A 24,771-nucleotide genomic window follows, 5' to 3' on the forward strand; every position below is an offset into this window, starting at 1 on the left:
GAATTTAAAATCACCAAACTTCTAATAGTCGAATCACCGACAAAAGCAACAACAATCGCTTCTTATTTAGATAAGGATTGGGTTGTTGTTGCTACCAAAGGTCATATCAAAGACCTTCCTCCCAAGTCCTATGGGGTAGATTTTAAAAATCAATTTGAACCAGAATATGAATGGCTAAAGGGGAAAAAGACCGTTTTTTCTGCGATTAAATCCAAAGCCAAGTTATCTTCAGTTATTTATATCGCCAGTGACCCCGATCGTGAAGGGGAAATCATCGCCAAACATTGTTATGATGAACTAGTAAAATTAAAAAAACCAATTTTTAGACTAAGGCTAAAGGAAATTTCCAAAGAGGAAGTAAGTCGCCAAATCCAATTAAAGTTAGGACTCGATCTTGCAGAAATAGAATCACAAATTGCAAGGCGTGTTGTTGATCGAATTTTTGGATTTGAAGTATCGCCTGATTTGTGGAAACAATTAAAAATCTCTTCTTTGTCGGCGGGTCGTGTACAATCTACCGTTTTGCATTGGATTTGTGAAAGAGAAAAAGAAATTCAAAATTTTTCCAAAGAAATTTATTATCAATTAAAATTACACGGATCTGTTTTCGGAGAACCTGTCGATTTAGACCACCAAACAAAAGATAAACTAGACTCTAATTCAATACAAAACCTACTGTCGGAAATAGAAATTTTACCGGAACCAACAAAATTAAAAGAACTAACATTATCTCAAATCAAAAAGAAAAATATCAAAAGAAATCCCCTTCCCGCGTTTTCTACTGCCAGTTTACAAGAAACTAGTTTTCGCCTTTTGGGATTTGATTCTAAAAAAACAATGAAACTAGCACAAATGCTTTTTGAAGGGAAAAAAATTGGAACGGGAGAGAGGGTAGGCCTTATTACCTATATGCGAACCGATAGCACTCGAGTTTCATTAGATAAGCGAGAATTAGGCGAGAAGTATTTAAATAAAAATTATCCAGGTTTACTTTCTAATCTAAATTCTACTCCCAAAAAACAAAAAAAATACTCCCAGGATGCCCACGAAGCTGTCATCCCCATAAATCCAAATTTGACTCCGGATTCCATCTCCTCCTATTTATCACCGGATGAAAGAAAACTATACACCTTAATTTGGGAACGATTTTTAATTTCCTTAATGAAGCCGGAGTTAGGTGAAGAAACTGTCTATGAATTTCAGAAAGAGAAACATGTTTTTTCTTATAAAAATGAATTCATTACTGATTTTGGATTTAAAGCATTCACTAAATCGGATAAGAAAAAAATACAAAAACAATTGGATTGGAAATTGGGAGACAGGTTTCTTTACAAATCCTATACCATAGAAGAAAAACAAACAGAGCCACCAGTTCGTTACACTCAGGGAAAACTGGTTCAAAAAATGGAAGATACAGGTGTGGGTAGGCCTTCCACTTACGGGACCATTATAGAAACCTTAAAAACTCGGAAATACATAGTGGAATATCACAAATCCATTGGGCCTACGGCACTTGGATTGAAAGTCAATGATTATCTATTTTTAAACTTTCAAGATATGATTGGTGAGTCTTTTACAAAAGATTTGGAAGAGAAGTTGGACCAAGTCACTGAAAATAAAGAATCAAGAATCCTTCTGATCCAAAATTTCTATGAAGGTTTACTTCGTATCTTACGAAGTCCTAGAAAAAAAAATACTCCACTCGCATCTGTAAGTTTTCCTAAAGAGGAACCAAACAAACCAGAGAGAGCAGTTGCCAAAAAAACATCTTCTCGTAAAAAAGAAAATATTAAACTCGATTTCATTGAATCTAGTCTAAACCCTACAAACATTTGTCCTGTGTGTAAACAGGGATTTGTAAAAACCAAACTTGGCAAAAAAGGAAAAACCATTTATTTTTGTTCCCGTTACCCGCATTGTGACTACATAACTTATGAACCATAAACCAGAGAAAACATTGATCCTAGTTAATTTAGGTGGGCCTAGAAACACAGAGGAAATTGAAGTTTTTTTAACCGATTTATTTACGGACCCATTTGTTTTTGATTTGCCTTTACCTGAATTTTTTCGACTTCCATTAGCAAGGTTTATCGCTAAAAAACGCAGTCCCAAGGTACAAAAGATTTATGAATCTATGGGCTTTGGTGGTGGTTCTCCTTTAGTTTCCGAGACAGAAAAACAAGCCAAATCAATTGAAGGAATTTTAAATTTAAAAACCAATATAAATTGGACCGTTAAGGTTGCAATGACCTGTGGTTTTCCTCATATTAGAGATAATGAATTTGGAAAACCATCTCCAGACACCATCTATCTACCGTTATATCCTCAATACTCTCGTTCTACAGTTTTATCGACATTAAATCATTTGGAAAAAAAATTCAATGAATGTCCTGTCGGAAGTGGTGGGTATGTGCCCAGTTTTGCCGCCGATCCGAAGTTTCACCAAATATCTGCTAGGTTTATCTTTGAATTTTTTACTGGACTCTTAAATCCAGCAGATTTTTTACATTTTCCTAATGTAAGTTCAACTTTAGATTGGAAAGAGATAGATATTGTTTTTTCAGCTCATGGAGTTCCGATGCGGCTCATTCGCAAAGGAGACAGGTATATGCAAGAGATTGAATCTTCAGTAAAAGGAATTACAGAAGAACTCCGTCACTTAGGTTTTAAAGGGACAACCCATATATCGTATCAAAGTAAGGTGGGACCTGCAAAATGGACGGAACCAAGTTCCTTGCAGATGATAGAATCTCTAGCCAAAGAAGGGAAACAAATTGCTGTATATCCTATTAGCTTTGTCAGTGATCATTTAGAAACTTTAGAAGAAATCGGCGAACAATTTAAAGACCTTGCCTTAGAGACAGGTGCAAAATCTTTTACTAGAATTCCTGCTTTTGGAGTTTACTCTCCGTTTATCGAGTATTTGGCGGAGAAGGTGCTTTCGGTAGACAAATCAATTCATCACTGTGTCTGTAAAGAGATGGGTGGTGAATCACTCACCTCTTGTCGATTCAAATAAAGACCTGAGTCCAATTCCTTTTCGATAATTTCCAAAAAAGCGGATGTCTGTTCCTTTTGCCAACCAATCTGCTTCTAAAGAATCCAGTTTTTGGTTGAATAAAAACAATTTTCTATCGTAAGCAGGGAATACGCCGTTCCAAGAAGTCACATAAACTGCTGTTGGTGCATCATCTTTTTTTGTGATTACTTTTCTATCTTCCTCTAGAATGGATTCCCATGTGATAGAATCACCTGTTTTGGCTACACTCGGATAAATCCATGTTTCTGAATGAAGACCATCTTTTGCCCTTCCCGAAAAGATATCCGAATTGGATAAGACACCGAGTGCTCGGATTCCTTCGTTTTTACCAAAAAGGACTCCGAAACATGGTTTCTTTGTTAGGTGATTTTTTCCGAATCTTGTGATTGTTGTGATCGAAAGTAAATTGGGAACTTCATGGGGTTCAATGCGATCACCAAGAATTGGGATTAGAATTTTTAAAGATGTCGAAAATCGAATTTTTCCTTTCCAAGTAAGAATTTCTTCCAGCTGAACTGGTGGAAACTGAGTTTTGATTTGTATTTTAGGTTCTAAATATCGAACTAAATGAGAGACTAAATCTCCCATACCTTGGGGAAAGGATACGGTTCCATACGTTTTAGATTTATTTTTTTTTAGTTCCTGCAGGATTGTTTTTTTTCCTGTACCTTCCCATTTAGAGAAAATAGATTCTGCTTGGAGGGAGTCGAGCCGAGTACCATAAACTCCACCAATCGCCGGTTCGATGATATTTTTTGTAACAGAGGCGCCAAATATTTGGCTTGCCCAAGTTTCCAAGTTCTGGTTTTCATTAAATTTAATTTTTTTAAAAAGAACGGTAATAACTAATCGAATGCCAGTAAAAATAGAAATCGGAAGTCTAGATAATTTTCGATTGGTAAAGAAATACCTTCTTTTTGCGGCTTTATTTGGATAAACGGGAGTAAGGCCGATATCATCTAACATAGATTTCATATCGTCAGTTAGTAAAACACCATTGGCGGCAAGTTCGACAAGTCCCTCTTTCACGATTTTTGTTCCAATGACTCCGCCTAATGTATTGGACTGTTCGTATAAAGTAACAGAGTCTCCACGTTTCGTGTGATGGTAGGCCAAAAATAAACCAGTGATACCACCACCAATGATATGAACTTGGTCACTCATATTGCTTTCGAAAAAACAGGTTTTGTTGGTTGGCTTAGTTGTAATTTTTCATCGAAAGCCATTGCAATGATTCTTAAAAAAGGTTTTCCAAGTTCTGTCACAGTCAGCATATTTTCTTGCCAGCTTACCAGTTGGTCCGATTCCATTTCCCTTAGAAATTGAAATACATGGGTTTTCATTTCACTAGGAACATTCACTTTCCAGGATGTCATTAAATCTAAAATCAATTGTTTGCGTATTTGGTCAGATTTCGTTAATTTATGTCCACGAAGGATTGGAATGATCCCATCTAACAAAGACTTGCGGTATTTCATTTCTAGTTTTTGGTTTTGGAAAAAAAGATCGGGAGTTTCTGAAATGGATGAGGAACCTAATCCTAACATAACATCTGTTTTTGAGTCACTATAACCCATAAAGTTTCTATGGAGTTGGTTTGAATTGAAAGCCTTCCAGAGTTTATCGTGGGGAAGGGCAAAATGATCCATTCCAATTTCTCTGTAACCTTCTTTTTCTAACAATTGTCTTCCGATTTCATATAAGTCACGTTTTACCGTAGCTTCTGGAAGATCTTTTTCTGTAAATAGACGTTGTGATGCTTTGATCCAAGGTACGTGGGCATAAGAGTAAAAAGCAATTCTATCTGGTTTTAGTTCTAATGTCCTTTCGATAGAATATTTCATTGAATCCAAAGTTTGTTTGGGTAGACCATAAATAAGATCAAAATTGATGGAATCAAAACCAAGAGCCCTTGCTTCGCGCGTTATATTTTCAGTAAGTTCAAAAGGTTGGATTCTGTTGACTAACCTTTGTACTTCGGGATCAAAGTCTTGTACTCCCAAACTAATCCTTCGGAATCCAAGTTTTTGTAGTAGTTTAAGTTGGGAAACTCTTGTCCTTCTTGGGTCTACTTCAATCGAATACTGTGGGTCTTCTGTTGGATTTAGTTTATTTAAAATATAATCAATCGTAGACTCTAGATGGTAGTCTGAAAGGTAGGTAGGGCTTCCACCGCCTAAGTGGAGTTCGCTTAAGTTTTTACCTTTTAAACTATTAACTTTATCTGTATAAAGATTTAATTCATTTTTAATCGCCGCCACATAAGGTTCTTCAACCGTATGGTTTTTGGTGATGGATGTATTACATCCGCAAAAAGTACAGAGTGTTTCACAAAAAGGAATGTGAAGGTATAAGGCGAGTTTCGATTCCTTCGGAGTTAAGTGAGTTTCCAAAGATTGGATACATTCTTCTAAAGTTGGGGAATCGGTCCAATAAGGAACTGTTGGATAACTTGTGTATCTTGGTGCTGGTGTATCGTATTTTTCGAGTAATTGTTTCATTCGCTAAATACCTTTCTTGTTTCTTCAATGAGCATATGGACCGAAGTTTCTGGTGTGAACTGTAAAACTCCATGTCCAAGTCCCGCCACCCATCCTTTCCTTTCATCAGGACTTAAATCTTTGATTGGTAAAAGATACTCTTTTATCTTTTGTTTTAAAACCGATGGATCTGCGAAAAGAAGTTCCTGATCAAAATTTCCTTGGATAAAACCATAAGCCCCAAAGTCTTTGAGCGTTTGTTTGATGGAAAATCTATGATCCACACCAAAACCCGCTAAACCCGGAATTTCTGAAATTTGCCTTACGTGTTCTTCGGTGGAATTTTTTGCATAATATCCGATTTGTTTTGGATAGAGTTTTGCCAATTCGGAAATTGGCCTTGCAACATATCTTTGGAAGTTATAAGGATCTAACATACCGGCAGCGGTATCAAAAATCATTACTACCTCTGCACCACCTTGCAATTGTAACTCGATATTTTGTTTAAGGAGAGGAACAAGTATGGAATAGAATTGATCTACAAAATTTTGATTTGTTTTGATAAATGATAAATTTCCGTCATGTTTTCCTATACTAGCGTAGGTCATTAATGTAAATGGGCCACCCACAAATCCAATAAGAGAAACATCTTTAGGTAAAACTTCTCTTGTTCGAATGACAGCTTCTTTTTGAAATTTTAATCCTTCGATTGCTTCCTCAGGTGTTTTTAATTTTAATAAATCTTTTTCGGAAGTGAGGGAAAACGAAAGTTTGGGACCGGGATCATAAGTTAAACCCATTCCCAATGCTTCTAATGGAAAAAGCAGGTCGGAAAATAATATACTAACATCAAAACCAAATTCCTGAACGGGACCAAGTGCCACTTCTGCTGCAAGTTCTGGTTGTTTGCATAAATCCATAAAACTATAAATTTCTTTGAGTTTACGGTAATGGGAGTGGTATCTTCCCGCTTGGCGCATAAACCATATAGGTGGGATTTTTTGGGGTACTAAATTTAAGGCATTGGCAAATCTTTCATTTCTAAATGTAGTTGTAATCATTTTTGTTCCTTTAGTGCCTGTTTGGTTTTGTTCAAAGTGGCTTCTATAATTTCCTCGGAATGAACCGCCGAAAGAAATCCCACCTCATAACCGCTAGGTGCAAGATATACACCTTGGTTTAGGAGTTTGTGAAAAAATATAGCAAACCTGGATTTGTGGTCACTGGGAATGGCTGTTATGGTGCGAACAGGGTCTTTTGTTTTTCCCTTTAACCAAAAAAGACTTCCGAAAGTTACGGCTTCCCAGTTTGAATCTCCTGTTTCTACCAAAAGTTTTAATATTCCAGAGGTTAATCGTTTTGTTTTTGCTTCTAATTCTGGATAGGGATTTTCATTCCATGCTTTCGTTAAAGTTTTAAGACCCGCACGCATGCCGATAGGATTTGCCGATAAGGTTCCCGCTTGGTAAACTGGGCCACTGGGTGCGACTAAATCCATAAGGTCTTTTTTGCCGGCATAGGCTCCTACAGGAAAACCTCCACCGATGATTTTACCATAACAGACGAGGTCAGGGACAATTCCTGTAAGTCCCGCCATCCCTTGGAAAGAAACACGAAATCCAGAGATTACTTCATCAAACAATAGTAAGGTTCCGTATTTCGTTGTTAGTTCCCTGCATTTTTTTAAGAATTCAGATCTCTGTGGAAGAAGGCCGTAGTTCGCAGGAATCGGCTCAATGATAAGACAAGCTATGTCCTTTCCTTGTTCTAAAAATAAATTTTCTAGGGCAGTTTCATCATCTAACGGTAGTACGAGGGTGTTTTGGATGATTTCTGGTCCAATTCCTTTACTATCACTCGAACTGAGTCCTGCAAGACCAGAACCCGCTTTTACAAGGAGTTGGTCTAAGTGACCGTGGTAACAGCCGTCAAATTTTAAAATTTTACTTCTACCTGTAGCTGCTCTGGCAACTCGAAGGGCACTCATCACAGCTTCTGTCCCTGAGTTCACAAATCGGATTTTTTCGGCCCAAGGAATTTTACTTGTGATGAACTCTGCTAGTTCCAAGGAATAAGGTTCACAAGCTCCAAATGACCAAGCCTTTTTTACCGTATCTTCCACTACTTCTTGGATTTCTGGATGTCTATGACCAAAAAGAAGTGGGCCAAAACTCAAACAATAGTCGATAAATTCTTTTCCTTCGACTGACTTTAAATAGGCGCCTTTAGCTTCACTAAAAAAAATAGGTGTGCCACCAACGGAGGCAAAGGAACGAACGGGACTATGGACACCACCTGGAACCACATTTTTAGAACGTAGAAATAGTTCTTCTGAATTCATGAATACAACCTTTGTGCAATCCTTGCACCATAAGTAATTAAATAAGAAGACCCGGCTCTCCTAAAGACGTCCCAAGTTTCTTTTAATCCTTCTTCAAAATTTAAAAAACCTTCTTTGGCTAAATACACAAGGCTTGCATATTCACCACTGACTTGATAAGCACCTGTAGGAAGTCCTGTTTTTTCTTTGATGGGACCAATGAGGTCAATGGCCGTCATTCCTGGTTTTACCATAAGTAAGTCAGCACCTTCCTCTTTATCCCGAAGGGATGTGTGGATGGCTGTATCACGATCCCTAACATCGAGTTGGTAACCGCTCCTATCACCAAATTGTGGTGAGGAGTCTGCCGCACCTCGGAATGGTCCATAAAAATTACTTTTGAATTTTGTTGAATAACTCATAATAGGGACCATTGAATGTCCGTTAGTATCTAGTATTTTTCGATGTGATCCCACTCGACCATCCATCATATCGCTAGGGGCTATTCCATCGGCCCCAGCATCTGCATAAATCAGCGCTAAATCAGACAATCGTTTCAGCGTTAAATCAAGATCAATACTTCCTGATTGATGAAAATGACAACAATGGCCTGTAGTTGTTACCGAACAGATACAAGTATCGAGCCATAAAAACATATCAGGGAATTTCTTTTTAATCGCACTAATGTTAGAATGGTAAAAGTCTTTTGGAAAACTTGTATCCGATTTGTCTTTCGGAACCATAAATAATAAAAATTGGGATACACCGGCTTTTAAATCTGATTCTATTTGATGGAAAATTGATTTATCTGTATCACGAAATACTCCAGGTAAACCTTTGATTGGTTCTTTTTCATCAATACCTTCGGCAAGAAAAAGTGGTTGGATCATTTTATTGACATTGAGTGATCCTGTTTCACCTAAGTTTCTTAAATATTGGTTGGAACGTAATCGTAGTGTTTGTTTTTTCATGGTTTTACATACCTTTCTACCCAGGAATCAAAAGACAATGAGACAAAGACTCTTTGATTTGAAGCTTCTTCACCTATTGTTTGTTTGATTTTTGTGAATGTGGATCCAGGACCTACAAAATGAATTACTTCGAGAAGTTCTGGAAATCGTTTTGTTACTATATCAAACTCCGAACCACTGCGCCAATAAGCTGCTTTGATTTTGGAAGTATCAAAGGGAACAGGGATTTCTGGTGCTGAAACAAAATATGTTGGAATGACAGGATAAATGCTATTTTGTTTGTCTGAATCTACATGTGTGAGTTTTACAAAATCGGTTTTTCTTCCGAGAAGTAAATCGATCATGGGAGGTTCACTTTCACCTAATCCATCACAGGTGCCATTGACCCAAAATCCGCGAAGAGCCAAATCTTTCCAGGTGGAAAGACCGGCAGACCAAAGGATTTGGTTGGTTGGATTGACAGATAAATCGAGTGGAAAGGCATATCCTCTAGAAACAAATACATCTACATCTTTGGGGAGAGAGTAGGTAAGCCTTTCTCTTTGTCTTGCCGCCATTTTAGCATTGGGGGGCCAAACTTCGGAGCGATCAAAACTGAAATCGGGAGTTCCTGACAACTCCTTAGAAAATAAAGTTTTCCCGTCTTCTGTTTCTCCTTTAACAAAAGTTATTTTTCCATAATCTCTTGTTAAAACAGAAACTCCAATTTTCTGATGGCAACCACCGCCATACTTGGATAATATTTTTCTTTCTTCATTTGCAGTGAGTTCTGCTTCTTTGTTTGTGATTTCACGAAGAATGGATTCTAATTCTTTATCTTCCTTTCTGATTTCTGCACAAAGAGCACCTTGTGCGGGAGCACTAGGAAAAATTGAAGAAGGTAATACCATAAAGAGAGAAAGATTGATGGTTTCGCTAATTAGTTTTTTGATCGCAGGTAATTCTGGAATTTGGTTTTCTTCATCTTTGAATCCAAGGATTCGATCTAAGGCAGCTTTTGCGACTAAGATACCGCCGTTTTCATGTTCCAAATACTTTCGAAGTCTTGTTTGTATATTTCCTCGGACAGATTCTATTTTAATATCAAAGGTATTGATAGGTGTCGGAAAAAAAGTTTTAATGAAATCTTTTATATGGTGTTCTCTTCTGGGTGAAGAAGTAAGAATTGTGATTTCTGTTGGAGCCGAAATCCATTTATTTCTTTTGAATAATAAAACATCTCTTACATCTTCTCTAGGAAGAATGGGTATAAGAATGGTATCTTTTCTTTCTCTTAGATCCATATCTTTCCAAGAATGAATGACAATATCAACTTTATGATTGATTAAATCTTCTTGGAGGTCCTTTGTAAAAATTCCTTGTCCTGCAAATTGCCAGAGCGGAGTTTTTAGGTCTTTGTCACCTGCCGATTCGCGAAAGACTGGTTGGAAGTTTTTAGTTTTGTTTTTTTCCTGAAGAGCTTTGATGACAGAAAAAATTTGAATTCGAGAGAGTAGGGAGGATCTTCCTCCGACTTTAATCAGTTCAGACAAGTAAATCTTCCCATCCATTCATAATATGTATTTGTTCTTCCTCCCTTTCCCGGGTGAGTTCAGTGAGAAAGAATTGTAAATCCATTTTTACTGATTGGATTTGTTCATCGGTTTCTTGCAAATCTCCCAAGATTTTGGAAAGAGGGATATAACTTTGGTATTTAGGTTCTGTAAAACCTGTTTCACGAAAATCTAAAATCAGTGATGAACCTTCGATCATTGTTTCCCAGTTGAATGGTAAAAAACTAGATGCGATAACAATAGCTTCGTTAGTAGGTTTGTAATCTTCCCAGTGGTAAGTTGTGATTGGGAATTCTTTTTGTAATTCACTCATCCTAGTTTGGTTTCGGCCGATGAGTCGAACTTCTTTGTTTTTGGAAACAAGATAAGGAAGAATGGATGTGGCAAGTTTTCCTGTTCCCAGTAAGGTGACTGTTTTGTGTTTTTGCAAATAGGATTCGGCAACACTTCCGTAAGTTTGTCTGCCAATGCCTGTTAAATATTTGGAACGAATTTGTTTTGTGTGCTCCAGGATTTGATCCCGTAGTCTCAAAAGTGAAAGTGCAAAGGTAGAATCATTTACTTTATCTTCCCGGAAACGATCTCGGAACTGTGCTTGGATTTCTGATTCTCCAAATAATTTGGATCGTAAACCAGAAACCACTTCTAATAAAAAACGGTAAGCTTCGTATCCATGAAACACTTCATGGTTTTTATAAAATCGTTCTGTTTCTGAAAGGGGAAAGAGTCTACGGTCTCCAAATGCAATGGTTCTTTGGCAAGTTTGCCAAACCTCTAGACCTGGTTCGTCTAAGGATTTACTGGGATCATTGGAATGTAATAGAATCAGGTTCGACCACATAATTTTATTTTATCAAATACAAGCTCCCAACTGTCACAAGATTGTCAGTATCTAAAAAAATAAAATATGATATTGAAACTTAGTCTCAATTATAAAGGAATGGTTTATGATGAACGAAGAAAATTGGAAAGAAAAACTCACTCCCTTACAATACCAAGTCACTCGCGAAAAAGGCACCGAACGCCCGTTTACTGGTGAATACTATGAACATAAAGAAAAGGGAATATACTTATGTGTTTGTTGTGGTGAAAAATTATTTTCTTCTCAGGCTAAATATGATTCCGGTAGTGGATGGCCGAGTTATTACGAACCAGTCAGAGAAGAAGCTGTCGCAACTGAAAAAGACCAAAGTCATGGAATGGTGAGAACGGAAATCCATTGTAAAAACTGCGGAGCACATTTGGGGCATGTTTTTCCTGATGGACCTAAACCAACAGGACTCAGGTATTGTGTGAACTCAGCCTCTTTAAAGTTTGAAAAGGAATCTTAATTGATTCGAGTGAAAGGATCCAGGATGGTTTGTAAAAACAAAGACTGGATCTTTCATGATAAACTGATCATCTGATTTGGTTCTATTCTTTTAACCAAGAAACTTCGATACAACCCTCAGGTTTTCTTGTTTCGGGTATAACGGCGCGGTCTAGGGCTACGGCCCCGAGGTTCACACCAATACGAAGGGCAATCCTTTTGGCTAGATGCGAATACTGATTGGCTTCACAACGATTTCCAAGACGTGATTCTAATTTAGAGATTTGTAATAGAAGGCTTGCGTTTCCTTCTGATTCTTTCATGCCAATCGCATGTTTGAGTTGGATGGCTTTTTTTAAATCTTCTCTTGCAGAAAGTAAATCGTTAGATTCCATTTTTTGAATGGCCCTTTCTTCCAAACTGGTGATGACAGTGGGAATCCTTGACAAACGAACCGCCCTAAGGATGTCCTCTGCTGGTTCATCCAAAATGGGATTTGCATGCAAACCAAAAGAAATGATGAAAAGTATAGCAATTTGGTATTTGATCATACAAGACGTGCCTCACTGACTCCGTTCTCTAATAGATTGCATAATTTGTGCCAAGGGAAGGAAATACTCATAGACGGTAGAGGGCTTGCCTTTCCAATGAAACTGACTCTGGCCGAGCGATCGCCTTTTTCCTTCCTTCCGGGAGGAAAGGGGAGGAAAGTCCGGACACTAGGGGACAATCGGACCGAGTAACACTTGGGCCTTTGGATTTCAGAAATGGGGTCCAGGGGACGGAAAGTGCAACAGAAAGTAAACCGCCTACTTCGGTAGGTAAGGGTGAAAGGGTGGGGTAAGAGCCCACCGCTCTATTTGTAAAAATAGGGGCATGGTAAACCCTCCGATGTGCAATCTCAAGTAAACAACCGTTATGAGTTTGTCCCGCCAGGTTGTGGGTAGAGAGCATTAGATAAATGGTCGCATAAAACAGAATCCGGCTTACGGGCCAGAGTCACCTTTTTTTAAAATGGATTGAATCACCTCTTCTTCGTTAGGTGGATAGAATACACAAACCAGACTTCTGATTTTTAAAATAGTTTCGGCAAGAGAAGTTCTTGTTTCGGTTTTATTCCAATTTTCATAACCAATTATGATTCCACAAGTTTCTTCCATTCCAACAAAATCTTTAGCAGAATAGTTTCTCATCCCATTTTCATCTAAAAACTGTTTTAGCCCATTTTGGGATATGGACTCTTCTGATTTGTAAATCACAACTATTTCGTCGTTCTCTACTTCTAATACTTTTTTTGCATATCCATAACACCATCGTATTTGATCTGTTAGGTCTTCATCAGCTTTGATGAATTGTACATCAGAGAGGTTCCCTTGGATGGGAGATTCAGAAAAATCATTTAGTAGTGAATTTGCAAAATTAACAATTTCAGGAGAATTGCGAATATTTCGTTTGATATCCCATACATGCACAGAAAGGGAATTCCAATATTCTAACATGGGTGATTCTAAATATTTGAATCTTCTCGAAATAAAAAGAATCCAGTTTTTATTTTCCCAAAAGTACTTAGATAAATATAATAAAACTTCCTTTTCCGGTGATTGATCCAAGATATCTTCGATCCCGTCCGCAATCAGAAGATCAATATTGTTATGGTTGATTTCATTTATATTAGAGATGAGATCTATATTTGTTTTTTCAGGGATATTTTCTAACTCTTCTTTCCAAATTTCGTATAGTGCTTTGGCACCTTGCCATAATAATACTTTTTTTCCAGCACGTGCGTTTTGTAAGGCTAACTCTCCCGCAAGTATGGATTTTCCAGAACCTGTACTACCGAAAACTAGGTTATGTGAGTAGTTGCTAATTCCTTCCACCAATTGAAATTGTTCTTTGGTAAAAAATAATAAATTCTCTTCTTCTTTTTCTTTTTGGGAACGAAATGTTTGAAAGAAGTTTAAATTCTTTTTAATGATTTCATGTGCTTTTACTAAGACCGATTCCGGTAGAGGTTCCCTGTTATAACGAAATAAAATCGATTCTATAACAGAATTTAAATTTACATCATCCTCAACTTCTTTGCCACCAAACACATACAGGTGCCTGTCGTTTGGGAGGTGAAATTCTTTTCTTTCGTTTTTTAAAAAGAAAATAGCACTGTCATAATAATCTGGTGGGAATAAATCAGTGAGTTGGTTGTGGTTTTTGAAAAATTCACGAATCAAATCTCTTTGGGTTTGTGCTTGTTCAATGGGATTGGTATAGGACTTTCCTTCTACCGGGTTCCATTCTCTGGCTCTTACGTTATAAAATTCCCACTCACCTTTTTTTTCTCTCCACCTCCCGTTTTTTAATTCAATGGTGATGACCCCGTAAGGGGAAACCACAAGGAAGTCAATTTCTCTCATGGGGACATCGGGTGTGATGAGGGTGAGGGAATAATAAATATTACATGGGATACGAATTTCGTTTGAAAAACGATGGTAAAAATGGGATTCGAGCGAAACGTCCTTCGCTTTTCCGTGAAACTGTTTTGGGTAAATCATTTTTTAGTTCTGTAAACTGACCACCAAGGTTTTCCTTGGTGATATGAAACTGATACCACCAACCGTAATTTTCTGCCTATTGTTTTGTGCCTGCGCCGGTGGGAATATTAAAATAAAGATTCGTCCTGACCTTTCTGGGGATTTGGTTTTATACCAAAAAAAAATAACGAAAAAACCTTCGGGACTTTTTTTTGGCTCTGGTCTTGTGCCTACGGGGGAATTGGAAATTTCTATTAAGGAAAGAGCTTACAAGTTTTCTAATTACACTCATATCCTCCCTCCGGGATTTCGATTCATTGAATTTACAGAAGACAAAACCCAGGAAATCCAATTGGTTGTGGATACAAGCCAATCCTCTCCCTTACTAAACGCTCTGGAAATTAACAAAGCAGAAATTGATTCCATTTTGAATGAAGCAAAACAAAGAGATGATTTACTTCGTTTTAATACTTTGGTGGAATTCATTCAGTTTGAAATCCAATTTCCCTTTGCTATAAAAAAAGTAAAATTTGCCGATCCTAGAACTCCAGGGGAATGGACAGTTAGGTTGGATAGTGCAGAAAAGATGGTAGTCAATATTCCTTTGCATTCCGTTTGGAATAATGAACACCAACTAACAACGATTCAAATTTATCCAGATTCGAATTAGGATTTGTGAAAGTATTTTGAATTTAAGTTTTCGATGATTTCTTTTAGGGCTAATCTTCTTTCCTTTTGGTCAGGAAGGATTTCTTTTAAATTCCTTCTCATTTCAAAAAGAGTTTCCATTAGTTCATGATCATCCTCTGGTAGAATTTCTTCAAAAAGTTTGCGGAGTGTGGAAGATACACCTGCAAATTTTCCATCGGTAGATATGGCAAATTGAACCGGGCCAATGGAGACACTTGAGGAAGAATAAAAATCACAATTTTTGGGATCATCTACAGAGTTTACCCAAATCCCTTTTTCTTTTGCCATTTTACGAAAGGATTGGTTGGTTTCAGAATCACTCGTTGCTAAAAAAATAATATCTCGATGATTTAAATCTTCTTCTCTAACTTCTCGTTTTTCAGTGGATATATTGGGATATTGGTTTAAAAAAGTTTTAACCTCATCACTAAAGTCTATGGAGATTACATGGAGTTTTGCGCCTGTAAACTCTAATCCATACAGTTTTTCCAAACATGCATTCCCACCACCAACGATGAGAATATTTTTGTTTTCTAAGTTTAAGAAAATAGGATATTTTTTAAAATCCATTAGGTAAGAAGAGCCATAAGAGTCTGTTTTTCAATTTTTTCAGCTCTCTTGAGCAGGGGACGTACGGCTTCTCCCACATAAAGAATTCCTGGACCAGACGTATGTTTTTGTATTCCATCTAACAATGTATCGGCGAGAGTAGAGGATGTGTATGTGGTTTTTTTCCCACCTACATTTTCTGCAAGGACAATCGGGGTTGTATCCTTGATTCCTTTTTGAATCAATCTTTCTGCGAGTTCCTTGGTTTTTTTACTGCCCATAAGAATGACAATGGTTCCAAAAAAGTTTTCCATTCCGATCCAACTGCGTTCGTCTTCTAAAATGGTATGTCCATCTAAGATGATGATTTGCCTAGAAATGCCCCGAACTGTCAGTGAGATACCTAAGTCTGCTGCACCTGTGGTCACAGAACTCACACCGGGAACCACTTCGAAAGGAATTCCATAAGTTTCCAAACTTTGGATTTCCTCGGCAAGCCTACCAAAAACAGAAGCATCTCCCCCTTTCAAACGAACCACTCGTTTTCCTTCATTTGCATATTTGACAAGGAGTGAATTTATCTCATCCTGGGTGCGGGCATGTTCTTTGGCCCGTTTTCCCACATAGAGGATTTCTGCGTTTTGTGGGAAAAGATCCAAAAAACTGGGATCTAGCAGGGCATCGTAAAGAATGACCTCAGCGGATTTGATGCGGTCTCTGCCACGAAGGGTCAAAAGGTCGGTGGGGCCTGGGCCACCGCTGACGAAACTAACAAATCCAGGTTCTGTCTTATTGGAGGACATATCTGTTATACCTTGCCATATTGCTAGAAATAGTCAAGTGAATGGCTAATTATTTCTACAAAATCTCCATTTTTTTGGTTTACTTGGGGCGTATCTCTGGGGAAAGATTCAATTTATAAGACTTTTTGGATGTTTTACTGGAATCCAAATCGAAAATAGGTTTTTATGTTATCCGATGAGAAGCGCAATCGATTTTTACAATTACTGAAGGAGTCCACCAAAGACGAATGGGTTTGGATGTCAGGGTATTTAGCTGCATTGACCCAACCAAGTCTTGCGGGGAGCAGCGTGGATGTTTCCATCACAGCTCCTGTGAGTATAGATTCAGGAACGGATCCTTTACACGGAAATCTAAAAACCCAACCTATCCAATGCAGCGTGGTTTACGGAACAGAAACTGGAAATTCCAAAAAACTCGGAACAGAACTTGTTAAAAAATTAAAGGAACTTGGTGTTTCGGCTAAACTTAAAAGTACAGATACTTATAAAGCCAAAGACCTAAAAGAAGAAGAGTATTTGTTTGTGGTAGTATCCACTCATGGAGACGGGGAACCACCACAAGCGGCAAAACCTTTTATTCAAATTTTGAAAGATACAAAAGATTCTTTATCAAAGGTAAAGTTCGCAGTGCTTGGGTTAGGTGATACTAGTTATCCGCTTTTTTGTCAAACTGGAGAAGACGTGGATTCTTTGTTGGCAAACCTTGGGGCAGAACGCATCCAACCATTAGGTAAATGTGATGTAGATTTTGAAATCGTCGCCAAACCTTGGATGAGTGAACTTATCTCTAAACTCAATGCTCATTCAAAAACAGCCACCACCCAAAGTGCAAATCCTGGACAAAACCAGGCGGCTAAACCAGCATCAAGTGGAAAGGTTGTTTATGAAGGTTCTGTTGTCACAAATATTGTTTTAAACGATATTGGAGCTAGCAAATCCACAAGACATATTGAAATCAAAACACCAGTTCCTATTGACTATTTACCAGGAGACAGTGCAGGATTTTTAGCTTACAATCGTGACGAAGAAATTAATCGAATATTATCCCTATTAAAAGCTGATCGTGAAACCCGCGTTACTTACAAAGGGGAAACGTGGATGGCTTACGATTTGTTTCGTAAAAAAGTATCCATTCGTTTTTTACCTGATAGAGTGATTCAAAAGTATGCATCACTAGTTGGAAAAGAAATTCCATCAGGCAAAACTGATTTGGATGTTTTACTCACTCTAAACCCGTCAGAAACAAAATTGGACATCCAAACCATTGTAGATATTTTAGAACCTATCGTTCCTAGATATTATTCCATAGCTTCTAGTCCATCGGCTCATGGGGAAGATGAAGTCCACCTAACTGTTGCAGAAGTAGAGATCGAAACATTTACTGGAATCAAAACGGGTTTTTGTTCCGGGTTTTTAGCAGATTTAAAAGAAGGAGATACCGTTCCTTTTTTCATCCAAAGAAATCATTCCTTTCGTCTCCCAAGTCCTGACACCGATATCATTATGATTGGACCGGGAACTGGAATTGCACCGTTTCGAAGTTTTTTATTCGAAAGGGAACAAAATTCGGGGAACGGAAAAAATTGGTTATTTTTTGGAGAAAGAAACTTTGTCTCCGACTTTTATTACCAAACAGAACTTTTGGAACTTATGGACACAGGCGTCTTACATAAGTTAAATACTGCTTTTTCCAGAGACACAAAACAAAAGGTTTATGTGCAGGACCGAATGGGTGAAAATGCAGCGGAGCTTTTGAAATGGATCGAAAATGGGGCAGTCATTTATCTTTGTGGGTCAAAAGATCCAATGAGTAAGGATGTCGATCGCAAACTCATTGAAATTTTATCGGAAAGAACATTTGATACCGGTAAAGATGCTTCTGATTATCTAAAAGAATTAGAAGAAGCCGGTCGTTATATTAAAGACGTTTACTGAGGAAATCATGGCAGAACAAAAAAAAGAAACACTCGCAGAAAAGGTTAAACGCCTTAGCCGTGGACTTAGAGGGACACTGGCTGAAAGCCTAAAGGATGAACACACTGGTTCTTTACGTTCCGATGACCAACTCTTACTTAAGTTTCATGGGATGTACCAACAAGATGACAGGGATCGGAGAGAAGAACGCGCAGCTAAAAAACTAGAACGTTTGTATTCCTTTATGATTCGTTTGCGAATTCCTGGTGGGATGATTGGCCCTGTTCATTGGGAAGCCTTACACAATGTCGCTGGAGAAAACTCTACTGGCACCATCAAAATCACCACTCGCCAAACAGTACAACTTCATGGGATTTTAAAATCAAAAATCAAACCAACCATCAAAGCCTTTGATTCTGTGTTTTTGGATTCGATTGCTGCATGTGGGGATGTGAATCGTAACGTAACTTGTACATCAAATCCTGCCACAAGCCCCTTACATAAGGAAGTGTTTGGCTACGCCGGTGAAATCAGTAGGTCACTATTACCAAAAACAAGGGCTTATTACGAAATTTGGCTCGATGAAAATCTTTTGGCAGAAAAAGAAGAACCAGAAGATCCTTTATATAAGGATGTTTATCTTCCCCGTAAGTTTAAAATTGCAATTGCAATCCCTCCTTACAACGATGTGGACCTTTTCACAAATGATATAGGTCTAATTGCTATCATTGAAAATGGACAACTCATCGGTTTTAACGTAGCAGTCGGTGGTGGACTTGGAACCACTCATGGAAATCCAGACACATACCCGCGAGTAGGAACTGTATTTGGTTTTATTCCTAAAAAAGATATCTTAAAAGTTGTTTATGAAATCGTAACTGTCCAAAGAGATTTTGGAAATCGCGAGGACAGAAAACTTTCTCGATTGAAATACACCTTGGACCGCTTAGGTGTTGAGTTTTACAAACGTGAAGTGGAAAAACGAGTAGGGATTAGTTTTGAACCAGCAAAGGATTACCAGTTCACTCAAAGATCTGATGATTTTGGATGGAAACAAGATGCGGCAGGTAACTGGCATTATACGGTCTTTGTGGAAAATGGTCGTGTTTGTGATGAACATGGTTATAATTTAAAAACAGCACTTTTAGAAGTTTCTAAAACTAGACGTGCTACATTCCGATTTACTTGTAACCAAAATCTAATTTTATCTGATATTTTTCCGAAAGATAAAGACTTAATCGAATCCATTCTTGTAAAATTTGGAGTTCATCGTAAAACTGCCGAAGTTTCACCAATTCGAAAAAACTCAATCGCTTGTGTAGCATTAAACACTTGTTCGCTTGCCTTGGCAGAAGGACAAAGATACCTTCCCAGTCTGATTGATAAAATTGAACCCATCCTTGAAAAACATGGACTGGCAGAAGAACCAGTGTCTATCCGGATGACAGGTTGTCCTAATGGATGTGCAAGACCATACATTTCAGAGATCGGTCTTGTGGGAACTTCGTATGGAAAATACAATTTACACTTAGGGGCAGATGCCGAAGGATACCGACTCAATCGTAAATACAAAGAAGATTTAGATGAGACGGCGATTCTTTCGGAATTGGATGGACTCTTTGGAAGATTTTCGAAAGAAAGAAATACGAAAGAATCTTTTGGAGATTATATCAATCGGATTGGAATCTTAAACTAAGATTCCAATCCCTTCGGGGCGGTTTGATTCCAATAGGTAGCGATGGCGGCACCGGCTAACAGGTGCCAGATTCCCCACCATGCACAAATCATTGCCATTCCACCAAGACCATCAAAAAAACTAAAAACGATCGCAAGACCAAGACTTGAGTTTTGGATTCCCGTTTCAATGGCTATCGTCTTTCTGTCACCAAGTGGCAATCTGAATAGTTTCCCAAAATAATATCCAAGAGAAAGTCCGGCCAAGTTCATTATAAATACAAGACCAAAGAGAAGATGGATGTATTCTTTAAAGAATTTCCAATTGGTGGCAAGTGCTCCAACAATAAAGAATGCGAGTAATAAAATGGAGATCCTTTGTACGGCTCGTTTCACCGTATGAGTGAGTTTGGGGAATAGTTTTTGGAAGAGAATTCCGAGAATCAGTGGTACCACTAGTAGTACAGTGATGGAAACTAAAATCTCATAAGGACTTACCGAAATAGATTTGAGATATTCGCGAGTGACCGGTAGTAAATTCCCCCAAAAGAAAAATCCAATGGGAGTTAAGAGAAAGGCAAAAGCAGAAGAAAAGGTCGTAAGACTCACTGAGAGTGCTAAATTCCCTTTTGCCAAATGGGTAAAAAAGTTGGACATATTCCCACCAGGACATGCTGCCACAAGCACCATTCCTAAAGCAAGACCTGGGTGCGGGTTCACCACCCAGATGATGAGAAGGGTGGCCACTGGTAACAATATATATTGGCTAAAGAGACCAACAAACGCTGGTTTGGGAAAACGCAAAAGATGTTTGAAATCGTGGAGTTTTAATTCCAAAGCAATTCCAAACATAATAAATCCAACCAGAGCATTGATTAAATACACTGAGTCTTTGTTAAAATTGAGACGAACGGAATTGATATCCATATTATTCCGACCATCCTACAAGAATTCGGCGTGGGCCAGTAAAGGGAAGCCTTCCATGAGAAACTGATAAATTATCAATGATGAGGACATCTCCTGTTTGCCAAGGAATGGCGACTAAATGTTTCCAAAAAACATCAGAGATGGATTTCATTTCTCTTGCCGAAATTTCTTCTCCATTTCCATAGGTAACATGTACATCATGGGACTCTGGTCCTAAAATTCGTTTGATGGTTGTTAGAAGAGTGAGTAGAGCTGCTACACCAAAAGAACGAATTGTTTTTTGTTTTTTAAAAATTTTCCATACTTCACTCACAGCTGCTTGGTAGTGAAAGGTTTGAGAATGGTTATGCCAAGCGATTGTATTTGTTTTTGGATGAACTCGAAATCCTGATTGTTCGTTGGTAATGGTTATGGAATCTTTTCCAAACCAATCTAAGTGAAATCTATTTTGATCGGATATTTTTTGTATCTCCTCCAAATTGGTAGTACCAAACATTTCGTCCCAACGTTTTGTCTTCCATAAAGAGAACCTTGCTTTTTGGGATGGACCATCATACCGCCTTCTATAACGAATTCCGTGGTGTTCTATTTTTTCTTTGATCTTTGGATCTATCTCTTTATAAATTTCGCGAAGATCTGTGAGAGGAGTTTCCCCGCCTGTCTCTGAGGCTTTTTCTGCATAAAAAAATAAAAGTTTCGGTGGGTTGTCGAGAAAACTCATTTCTGCATGTTGCATGATCGGGTAGTGGGGCGGGAGTTCACTTGCAGTAAACACATGTTTAACGACCTGATCTCTAGGCGATGTTCCTAAATAGAATTCACCCAATTTTTCTTCGGTAGCAAAAAGAATGGATTGGAAATCGGCGGCTTCATGGATAGGAAAACCACGGAAGAGAATGGCTCCGTAGTTTTCTAAGTCATCTCTCCATTCTTTCTGGTTTTGCCTTACCCAATGGATTAGATCTTGAACCTCTCTTTCTTCTTTTGGTTCGTAGACAACAGGGAGTTTCGTCTCCCCGATAAAAGATTTACGGATCCATTTTGTTTGGGTAGCGGTGGACTGAGTCATAATACTGTCAGCTTAGCGAAGCCGGCAGTATTAAATCAAGAAAAAATCTGCTATATTGAACTAAATTTCTACAATAGCATTCCGGCGCCTACGGTTTGGTTTGTACCTTCATCCACTAAAATGAAGCTTCCCGTCCCGCGGATTTTGGAATAAGGGTCATAGGCCACGGGTTTTGCCGTTCGGATGGTCACTTTCCCAATTTCATTTAAAGCCAGGCTTGTCTGTTCTTTCTTTTCATGAGTGCTTGTTTCCACTCGGTATTCCAAAGAACGAATGGATGCTTTGACCGCATTGGTTGTTTGGCGGAGTAAATACTTCGAACCCGGTGTCATCGGTTTTTGGTCCATCCAACAAATATGGGCTTCTAAATCTTGGGAAGTGGTTGGTTCCTGTCCTGTGACAACAAGCATATCTCCGCGACTCACATCTAATTCATCTTCTAGGCGAATGGCTACAGACATGGGAGCATACGCAGTTTGGATCGAACCCGCATAGGTATCAATAGCTTTGATTTTTGATTTGAGTCCGCTAGGTAAAACAGTGATAGAATCACCTACGGTGAAATGGCCACTACGGATTTGTCCCGCATAACCTCTGTAATCATGGTATTCTGTCGTTTGAGGACGGATTACATTTTGCACAGGAAATCTTGGAGCCGGTGATTCTTCTTCTGTATGAATTTCAATTTCTTCTAAAAATCCAAGAAGGGATTTTCCTTTCCACCAAGGCATGGAAGTGGATAAATCTACCACATTGTCTCCGTTCAGTGCCGAGATAGGAAGGAAGTGGATGGATTTTAAATCTAAGTCTTTGGCAAATTCTAAATATTGTTTTTGGATATTTAAAAACACTTCTTCCGAAAAATCCACCAAGTCCATTTTGTTTACACAGACGACTACATAGGGAATACGAAGAAGGGATACAATATAAGAATGGCGATAGGTTTGTTCGATCACGCCTTTTCTTGCATCAATTAAAATGATCGCAAGATCCGAGTTAGAGGCTCCTGTCACCATATTTCTTGTGTATTGGACATGGCCTGGTGCATCGGCAATGATAAACTTTCTTTTTGGTGTAGAAAAATATTTATAGGCAACGTCGATAGTGATCCCTTGTTCTCTTTCCGCTTTAAGTCCATCCGTAAGAAGGGCTAGGTTGATTTGACCATTTACCTGTCCTGCTTTTTCAATGGCTTCTAATTGGTCTTGAAAAATGGATTTGCTATCGTATAACAATCGTCCGATGAGAGTCGATTTCCCGTCATCCACACTACCTGCTGTAATAAAACGTAAAATATCCATTAAAAATACCCACCTTTTTTTCTATCTTCCATCGCCGCTTCGGAACGTTTGTCATCCAATCGAGATCCTCTTTCGGTGGTTCTAGAAATTTGAATTTCACGAATGATATCATCGATGGAAATGGCCTCTGATTCTACGGCCGCAGTGCAAGTCATATCACCCACAGTTCGGAAACGAACGGTTCTCGTTTCCACTTTGTCTGAATTGTCTAATGAGATGAACTTTGATACTGGAAACACTAGGTCTTCTCGCCATACAATTTCTCTTTGGTGTGAAAAATAAAGGGAAGGGAGTTCGATCTTTTCTTTTCGAATGTATTCCCAAACATCAAGTTCTGTCCAATTACTGATTGGGAAAACTCGAACGTTTTCGCCTACGTGGATTTTTCCGTTATAAATATTCCAAAGTTCTGGGCGTTGGAGTTTTGGGTCCCAAGATCCAAATTCATCTCTCACAGAAAAAATTCTTTCTTTGGCACGGGCTTTTTCTTCATCCCGACGAGCTCCACCAATACAAGCATCAAATTTAAATTCAGCGATGGTATCAAGGAGGGTTACTGCTTGGATGGCATTTCTACTAGGAAACTTTCCTTTTTCTTCGACGGCTTTTCCTTGGTCGATGGAATCTTGCACATAACGAACAATGAGTTTTTCACCAGTTCGTTCTGCCAGATCATCTCTAAATTTAAGCGCCTCATCAAAGTTATGCCCTGTATCAATATGAACCAAAGGAAATGGAAATTTACCAGGACGAAAGGCTTTGAGTGCAAGATGAACAAGACAAATTGAATCTTTACCACCAGAAAATAAAAGAGCAGGTCTTTCGAATTGTGCTGCAACTTCTCTTAAAATATAAATGGCTTCCGATTCTAGTTGGTCTAGATGAGAAAGTCGATGTAATTCGGTCATTTTGGTATTATCCTTTTTTCGGTGTGAGTTTGCCGTCTACCCAGTGTAAGCCGCACTCTTTTTTAGATTCTTGTTCCCACCACCACCTGCCAGCACGAAAGTCTTCCCCTGGTTCAATAGCACGGGTGCAAGGAGCACAACCAATACTTGGAAAACCTTTATCGTGTAAGATATTGTATGGTATGTTATGTTCTTTGATATACTTCCAAGTATCTTCAAAGGACCATAAAAGTAGTGGTTGGTATTTGATTAAATTTCTTTGGGGATCCGATTCGAAAATAGACATCTCGGTTCGAAATCCGGATTGGTCTTTTCTGAGTCCCGTCACCCACACATCTGTGTTTTTTAAAATGGCATCGAGGGGAACAAGTTTCCGAATCCGACAACATTCCTTTCTTAAATCTTGGGAATCATAAAAGGCATTGGGACCATTCTTTTCCACATAGTTTTGGATTTCTTTTTCATTTGGATAAAAGGCTTCAATTTTTGCCCCATAACGGATGTTTGTTTTTTGCCAAACATCATATGTTTCTTGGAAGAGGCGGCCTGTATCTAGAGTCGCAATCCGAATGGCGATTTGGTTTGCGAGAATGGCGTGAGTGATGGCTTGGTCTTCCAATCCAAAACTCGTTGTGAAAACAACTTTTCCTGGAAAATCCAAACTGAGTTGTCTTAATCCCTGTTCCAAGGAGAGGGAGGTATAGGTTTCTGTCAAAACTTCCAAATTTCCCATTTTTT

21 protein-coding genes, 1 other RNA gene and 1 pseudogene are annotated in these 24,771 nt (G+C 38.4%); 7 read left to right on the forward strand and 16 right to left on the reverse strand.

Features of this window, described 5'->3' with window-relative positions; translation table 11 throughout:
• Nucleotides 1-54 precede the first annotated feature (54 nt).
• Nucleotides 55-1,944 carry a type I DNA topoisomerase gene (gene topA, locus EHR07_RS01830; protein WP_244288899.1) on the forward strand — a complete coding sequence of 630 codons (1,890 nt, stop codon included), beginning with the start codon at nucleotides 55-57 and terminating at the stop codon, nucleotides 1,942-1,944.
• The gene (gene hemH / locus EHR07_RS01835) at nucleotides 1,934-3,019 is read left to right on the forward strand and encodes a ferrochelatase (RefSeq protein ID WP_135743502.1); all 1,086 of its coding nucleotides are present in this window, start codon (nucleotides 1,934-1,936) and stop codon (nucleotides 3,017-3,019) included. The genes topA and hemH overlap by 11 nt, the downstream gene beginning before the upstream one ends.
• On the opposite strand, the gene EHR07_RS01840 is transcribed toward hemH, so the two are convergent.
• Genes EHR07_RS01840 through EHR07_RS01870 form a run of 7 tightly spaced genes read right to left on the reverse strand, consistent with a single transcriptional unit; the run spans nucleotide 2,993 to nucleotide 11,205 of the window.
• The gene (locus EHR07_RS01840; RefSeq protein WP_135743503.1) at nucleotides 2,993-4,204 is read right to left on the reverse strand and encodes a protoporphyrinogen/coproporphyrinogen oxidase; all 1,212 of its coding nucleotides are present in this window, start codon (nucleotides 4,202-4,204) and stop codon (nucleotides 2,993-2,995) included. The two genes, hemH and EHR07_RS01840, sit on opposite strands and share 27 nt — an antisense overlap.
• Complete coding sequence (hemN, locus tag EHR07_RS01845) at nucleotides 4,201-5,541, reverse strand: oxygen-independent coproporphyrinogen III oxidase (protein ID WP_135743504.1); 1,341 nt, start codon at nucleotides 5,539-5,541, stop codon at nucleotides 4,201-4,203. Before hemN ends, EHR07_RS01840 begins: the two co-directional genes overlap by 4 nt.
• Nucleotides 5,538-6,581, reverse strand: coding sequence for a uroporphyrinogen decarboxylase family protein (locus tag EHR07_RS01850; RefSeq protein WP_135743505.1), 1,044 nt, complete (start codon nucleotides 6,579-6,581; stop codon nucleotides 5,538-5,540). Before EHR07_RS01850 ends, hemN begins: the two co-directional genes overlap by 4 nt.
• The gene (hemL, locus tag EHR07_RS01855) at nucleotides 6,578-7,861 is read right to left on the reverse strand and encodes a glutamate-1-semialdehyde 2,1-aminomutase (protein WP_135743506.1); all 1,284 of its coding nucleotides are present in this window, start codon (nucleotides 7,859-7,861) and stop codon (nucleotides 6,578-6,580) included. Before hemL ends, EHR07_RS01850 begins: the two co-directional genes overlap by 4 nt.
• Entirely contained in the window at nucleotides 7,858-8,811 is a 954-nt protein-coding gene (gene hemB / locus EHR07_RS01860) for a porphobilinogen synthase (protein WP_135743507.1), read from the reverse strand. Before hemB ends, hemL begins: the two co-directional genes overlap by 4 nt.
• Entirely contained in the window at nucleotides 8,808-10,343 is a 1,536-nt protein-coding gene (locus EHR07_RS01865; protein ID WP_135743508.1) for a type 2 periplasmic-binding domain-containing protein, read from the reverse strand. Before EHR07_RS01865 ends, hemB begins: the two co-directional genes overlap by 4 nt.
• Nucleotides 10,336-11,205: a glutamyl-tRNA reductase gene (locus EHR07_RS01870; RefSeq protein ID WP_135743509.1), complete on the reverse strand. Its 870-nt coding sequence runs from the start codon at nucleotides 11,203-11,205 to the stop codon at nucleotides 10,336-10,338. Before EHR07_RS01870 ends, EHR07_RS01865 begins: the two co-directional genes overlap by 8 nt.
• Before the next feature lie 106 nt (nucleotides 11,206-11,311).
• Between EHR07_RS01870 and msrB the strand changes: the two genes are divergently transcribed.
• Nucleotides 11,312-11,695 (forward strand): peptide-methionine (R)-S-oxide reductase MsrB, encoded by a 384-nt coding sequence (gene msrB, locus EHR07_RS01875; protein ID WP_135743510.1) that lies wholly within the window; start codon nucleotides 11,312-11,314, stop codon nucleotides 11,693-11,695.
• 82 nt (nucleotides 11,696-11,777) lie between these two features.
• On the opposite strand, the gene EHR07_RS01880 is transcribed toward msrB, so the two are convergent.
• The gene (locus tag EHR07_RS01880; RefSeq protein ID WP_135743511.1) at nucleotides 11,778-12,224 is read right to left on the reverse strand and encodes an LEPBI_I1174 family sigma 54-regulated protein; all 447 of its coding nucleotides are present in this window, start codon (nucleotides 12,222-12,224) and stop codon (nucleotides 11,778-11,780) included.
• Between the two features lie 104 nt (nucleotides 12,225-12,328).
• On the opposite strand from EHR07_RS01880, the gene rnpB reads away from it, so the two are divergent.
• Nucleotides 12,329-12,678, forward strand: an RNA gene (rnpB, locus tag EHR07_RS01885) — RNase P RNA component class A.
• Between the two features lie 1,202 nt (nucleotides 12,679-13,880).
• On the opposite strand, the pseudogene EHR07_RS19315 reads toward rnpB, so the two are convergent.
• Nucleotides 13,881-14,081: pseudogene (locus EHR07_RS19315) on the reverse strand (nuclease-related domain-containing protein); the annotation flags it as partial.
• A gap of 181 nt (nucleotides 14,082-14,262) precedes the next feature.
• Between EHR07_RS19315 and EHR07_RS01895 the strand changes: the two are divergent.
• Nucleotides 14,263-14,868 (forward strand): LBF_1134 family protein, encoded by a 606-nt coding sequence (locus tag EHR07_RS01895; RefSeq protein WP_208739664.1) that lies wholly within the window; start codon nucleotides 14,263-14,265, stop codon nucleotides 14,866-14,868.
• On the opposite strand, the gene EHR07_RS01900 is transcribed toward EHR07_RS01895, so the two are convergent.
• Entirely contained in the window at nucleotides 14,865-15,458 is a 594-nt protein-coding gene (locus EHR07_RS01900; RefSeq protein ID WP_135743512.1) for a precorrin-2 dehydrogenase/sirohydrochlorin ferrochelatase family protein, read from the reverse strand. The genes EHR07_RS01895 and EHR07_RS01900 overlap by 4 nt on opposite strands.
• The gene (cobA, locus tag EHR07_RS01905) at nucleotides 15,458-16,240 is read right to left on the reverse strand and encodes a uroporphyrinogen-III C-methyltransferase (RefSeq protein WP_135743513.1); all 783 of its coding nucleotides are present in this window, start codon (nucleotides 16,238-16,240) and stop codon (nucleotides 15,458-15,460) included. The genes EHR07_RS01900 and cobA overlap by 1 nt, the downstream gene beginning before the upstream one ends.
• A gap of 165 nt (nucleotides 16,241-16,405) precedes the next feature.
• Here cobA and EHR07_RS01910 point away from each other — a divergent pair, with 165 nt between their 5' ends.
• Nucleotides 16,406-18,175, forward strand: coding sequence for a diflavin oxidoreductase (locus EHR07_RS01910; RefSeq protein WP_135743514.1), 1,770 nt, complete (start codon nucleotides 16,406-16,408; stop codon nucleotides 18,173-18,175).
• A gap of 7 nt (nucleotides 18,176-18,182) precedes the next feature.
• On the forward strand, nucleotides 18,183-19,850 hold the full coding sequence (locus EHR07_RS01915) for an NADPH-dependent assimilatory sulfite reductase hemoprotein subunit (RefSeq protein ID WP_135743515.1): 1,668 nt from the start codon (nucleotides 18,183-18,185) through the stop codon (nucleotides 19,848-19,850).
• On the opposite strand, the gene EHR07_RS01920 is transcribed toward EHR07_RS01915, so the two are convergent.
• The 5 genes from EHR07_RS01920 to EHR07_RS01940 form a co-directional block, all read right to left on the reverse strand.
• The gene (locus EHR07_RS01920) at nucleotides 19,847-20,755 is read right to left on the reverse strand and encodes a bile acid:sodium symporter family protein (protein WP_135743516.1); all 909 of its coding nucleotides are present in this window, start codon (nucleotides 20,753-20,755) and stop codon (nucleotides 19,847-19,849) included. The two genes, EHR07_RS01915 and EHR07_RS01920, sit on opposite strands and share 4 nt — an antisense overlap.
• 1 nt (nucleotide 20,756) lies before the next feature.
• Nucleotides 20,757-21,824, reverse strand: coding sequence for a TauD/TfdA family dioxygenase (locus tag EHR07_RS01925; protein ID WP_135743517.1), 1,068 nt, complete (start codon nucleotides 21,822-21,824; stop codon nucleotides 20,757-20,759).
• A gap of 68 nt (nucleotides 21,825-21,892) precedes the next feature.
• Complete coding sequence (locus tag EHR07_RS01930; protein ID WP_135743518.1) at nucleotides 21,893-23,125, reverse strand: sulfate adenylyltransferase subunit 1; 1,233 nt, start codon at nucleotides 23,123-23,125, stop codon at nucleotides 21,893-21,895.
• A complete protein-coding gene (gene cysD, locus EHR07_RS01935) occupies nucleotides 23,125-24,033 on the reverse strand; it encodes a sulfate adenylyltransferase subunit CysD (RefSeq protein ID WP_135743519.1) in 909 nt (302 codons plus the stop codon). Before cysD ends, EHR07_RS01930 begins: the two co-directional genes overlap by 1 nt.
• A 7-nt stretch (nucleotides 24,034-24,040) precedes the next feature.
• Complete coding sequence (locus EHR07_RS01940) at nucleotides 24,041-24,766, reverse strand: phosphoadenylyl-sulfate reductase (protein ID WP_135743520.1); 726 nt, start codon at nucleotides 24,764-24,766, stop codon at nucleotides 24,041-24,043.
• Nucleotides 24,767-24,771 lie beyond the last annotated feature (5 nt).

The sequence above is a fragment of the Leptospira bandrabouensis genome (genome assembly GCF_004770905.1).
In the GTDB taxonomy this organism is placed as follows: Bacteria; Spirochaetota; Leptospiria; order Leptospirales; family Leptospiraceae; genus Leptospira_A; species Leptospira_A bandrabouensis.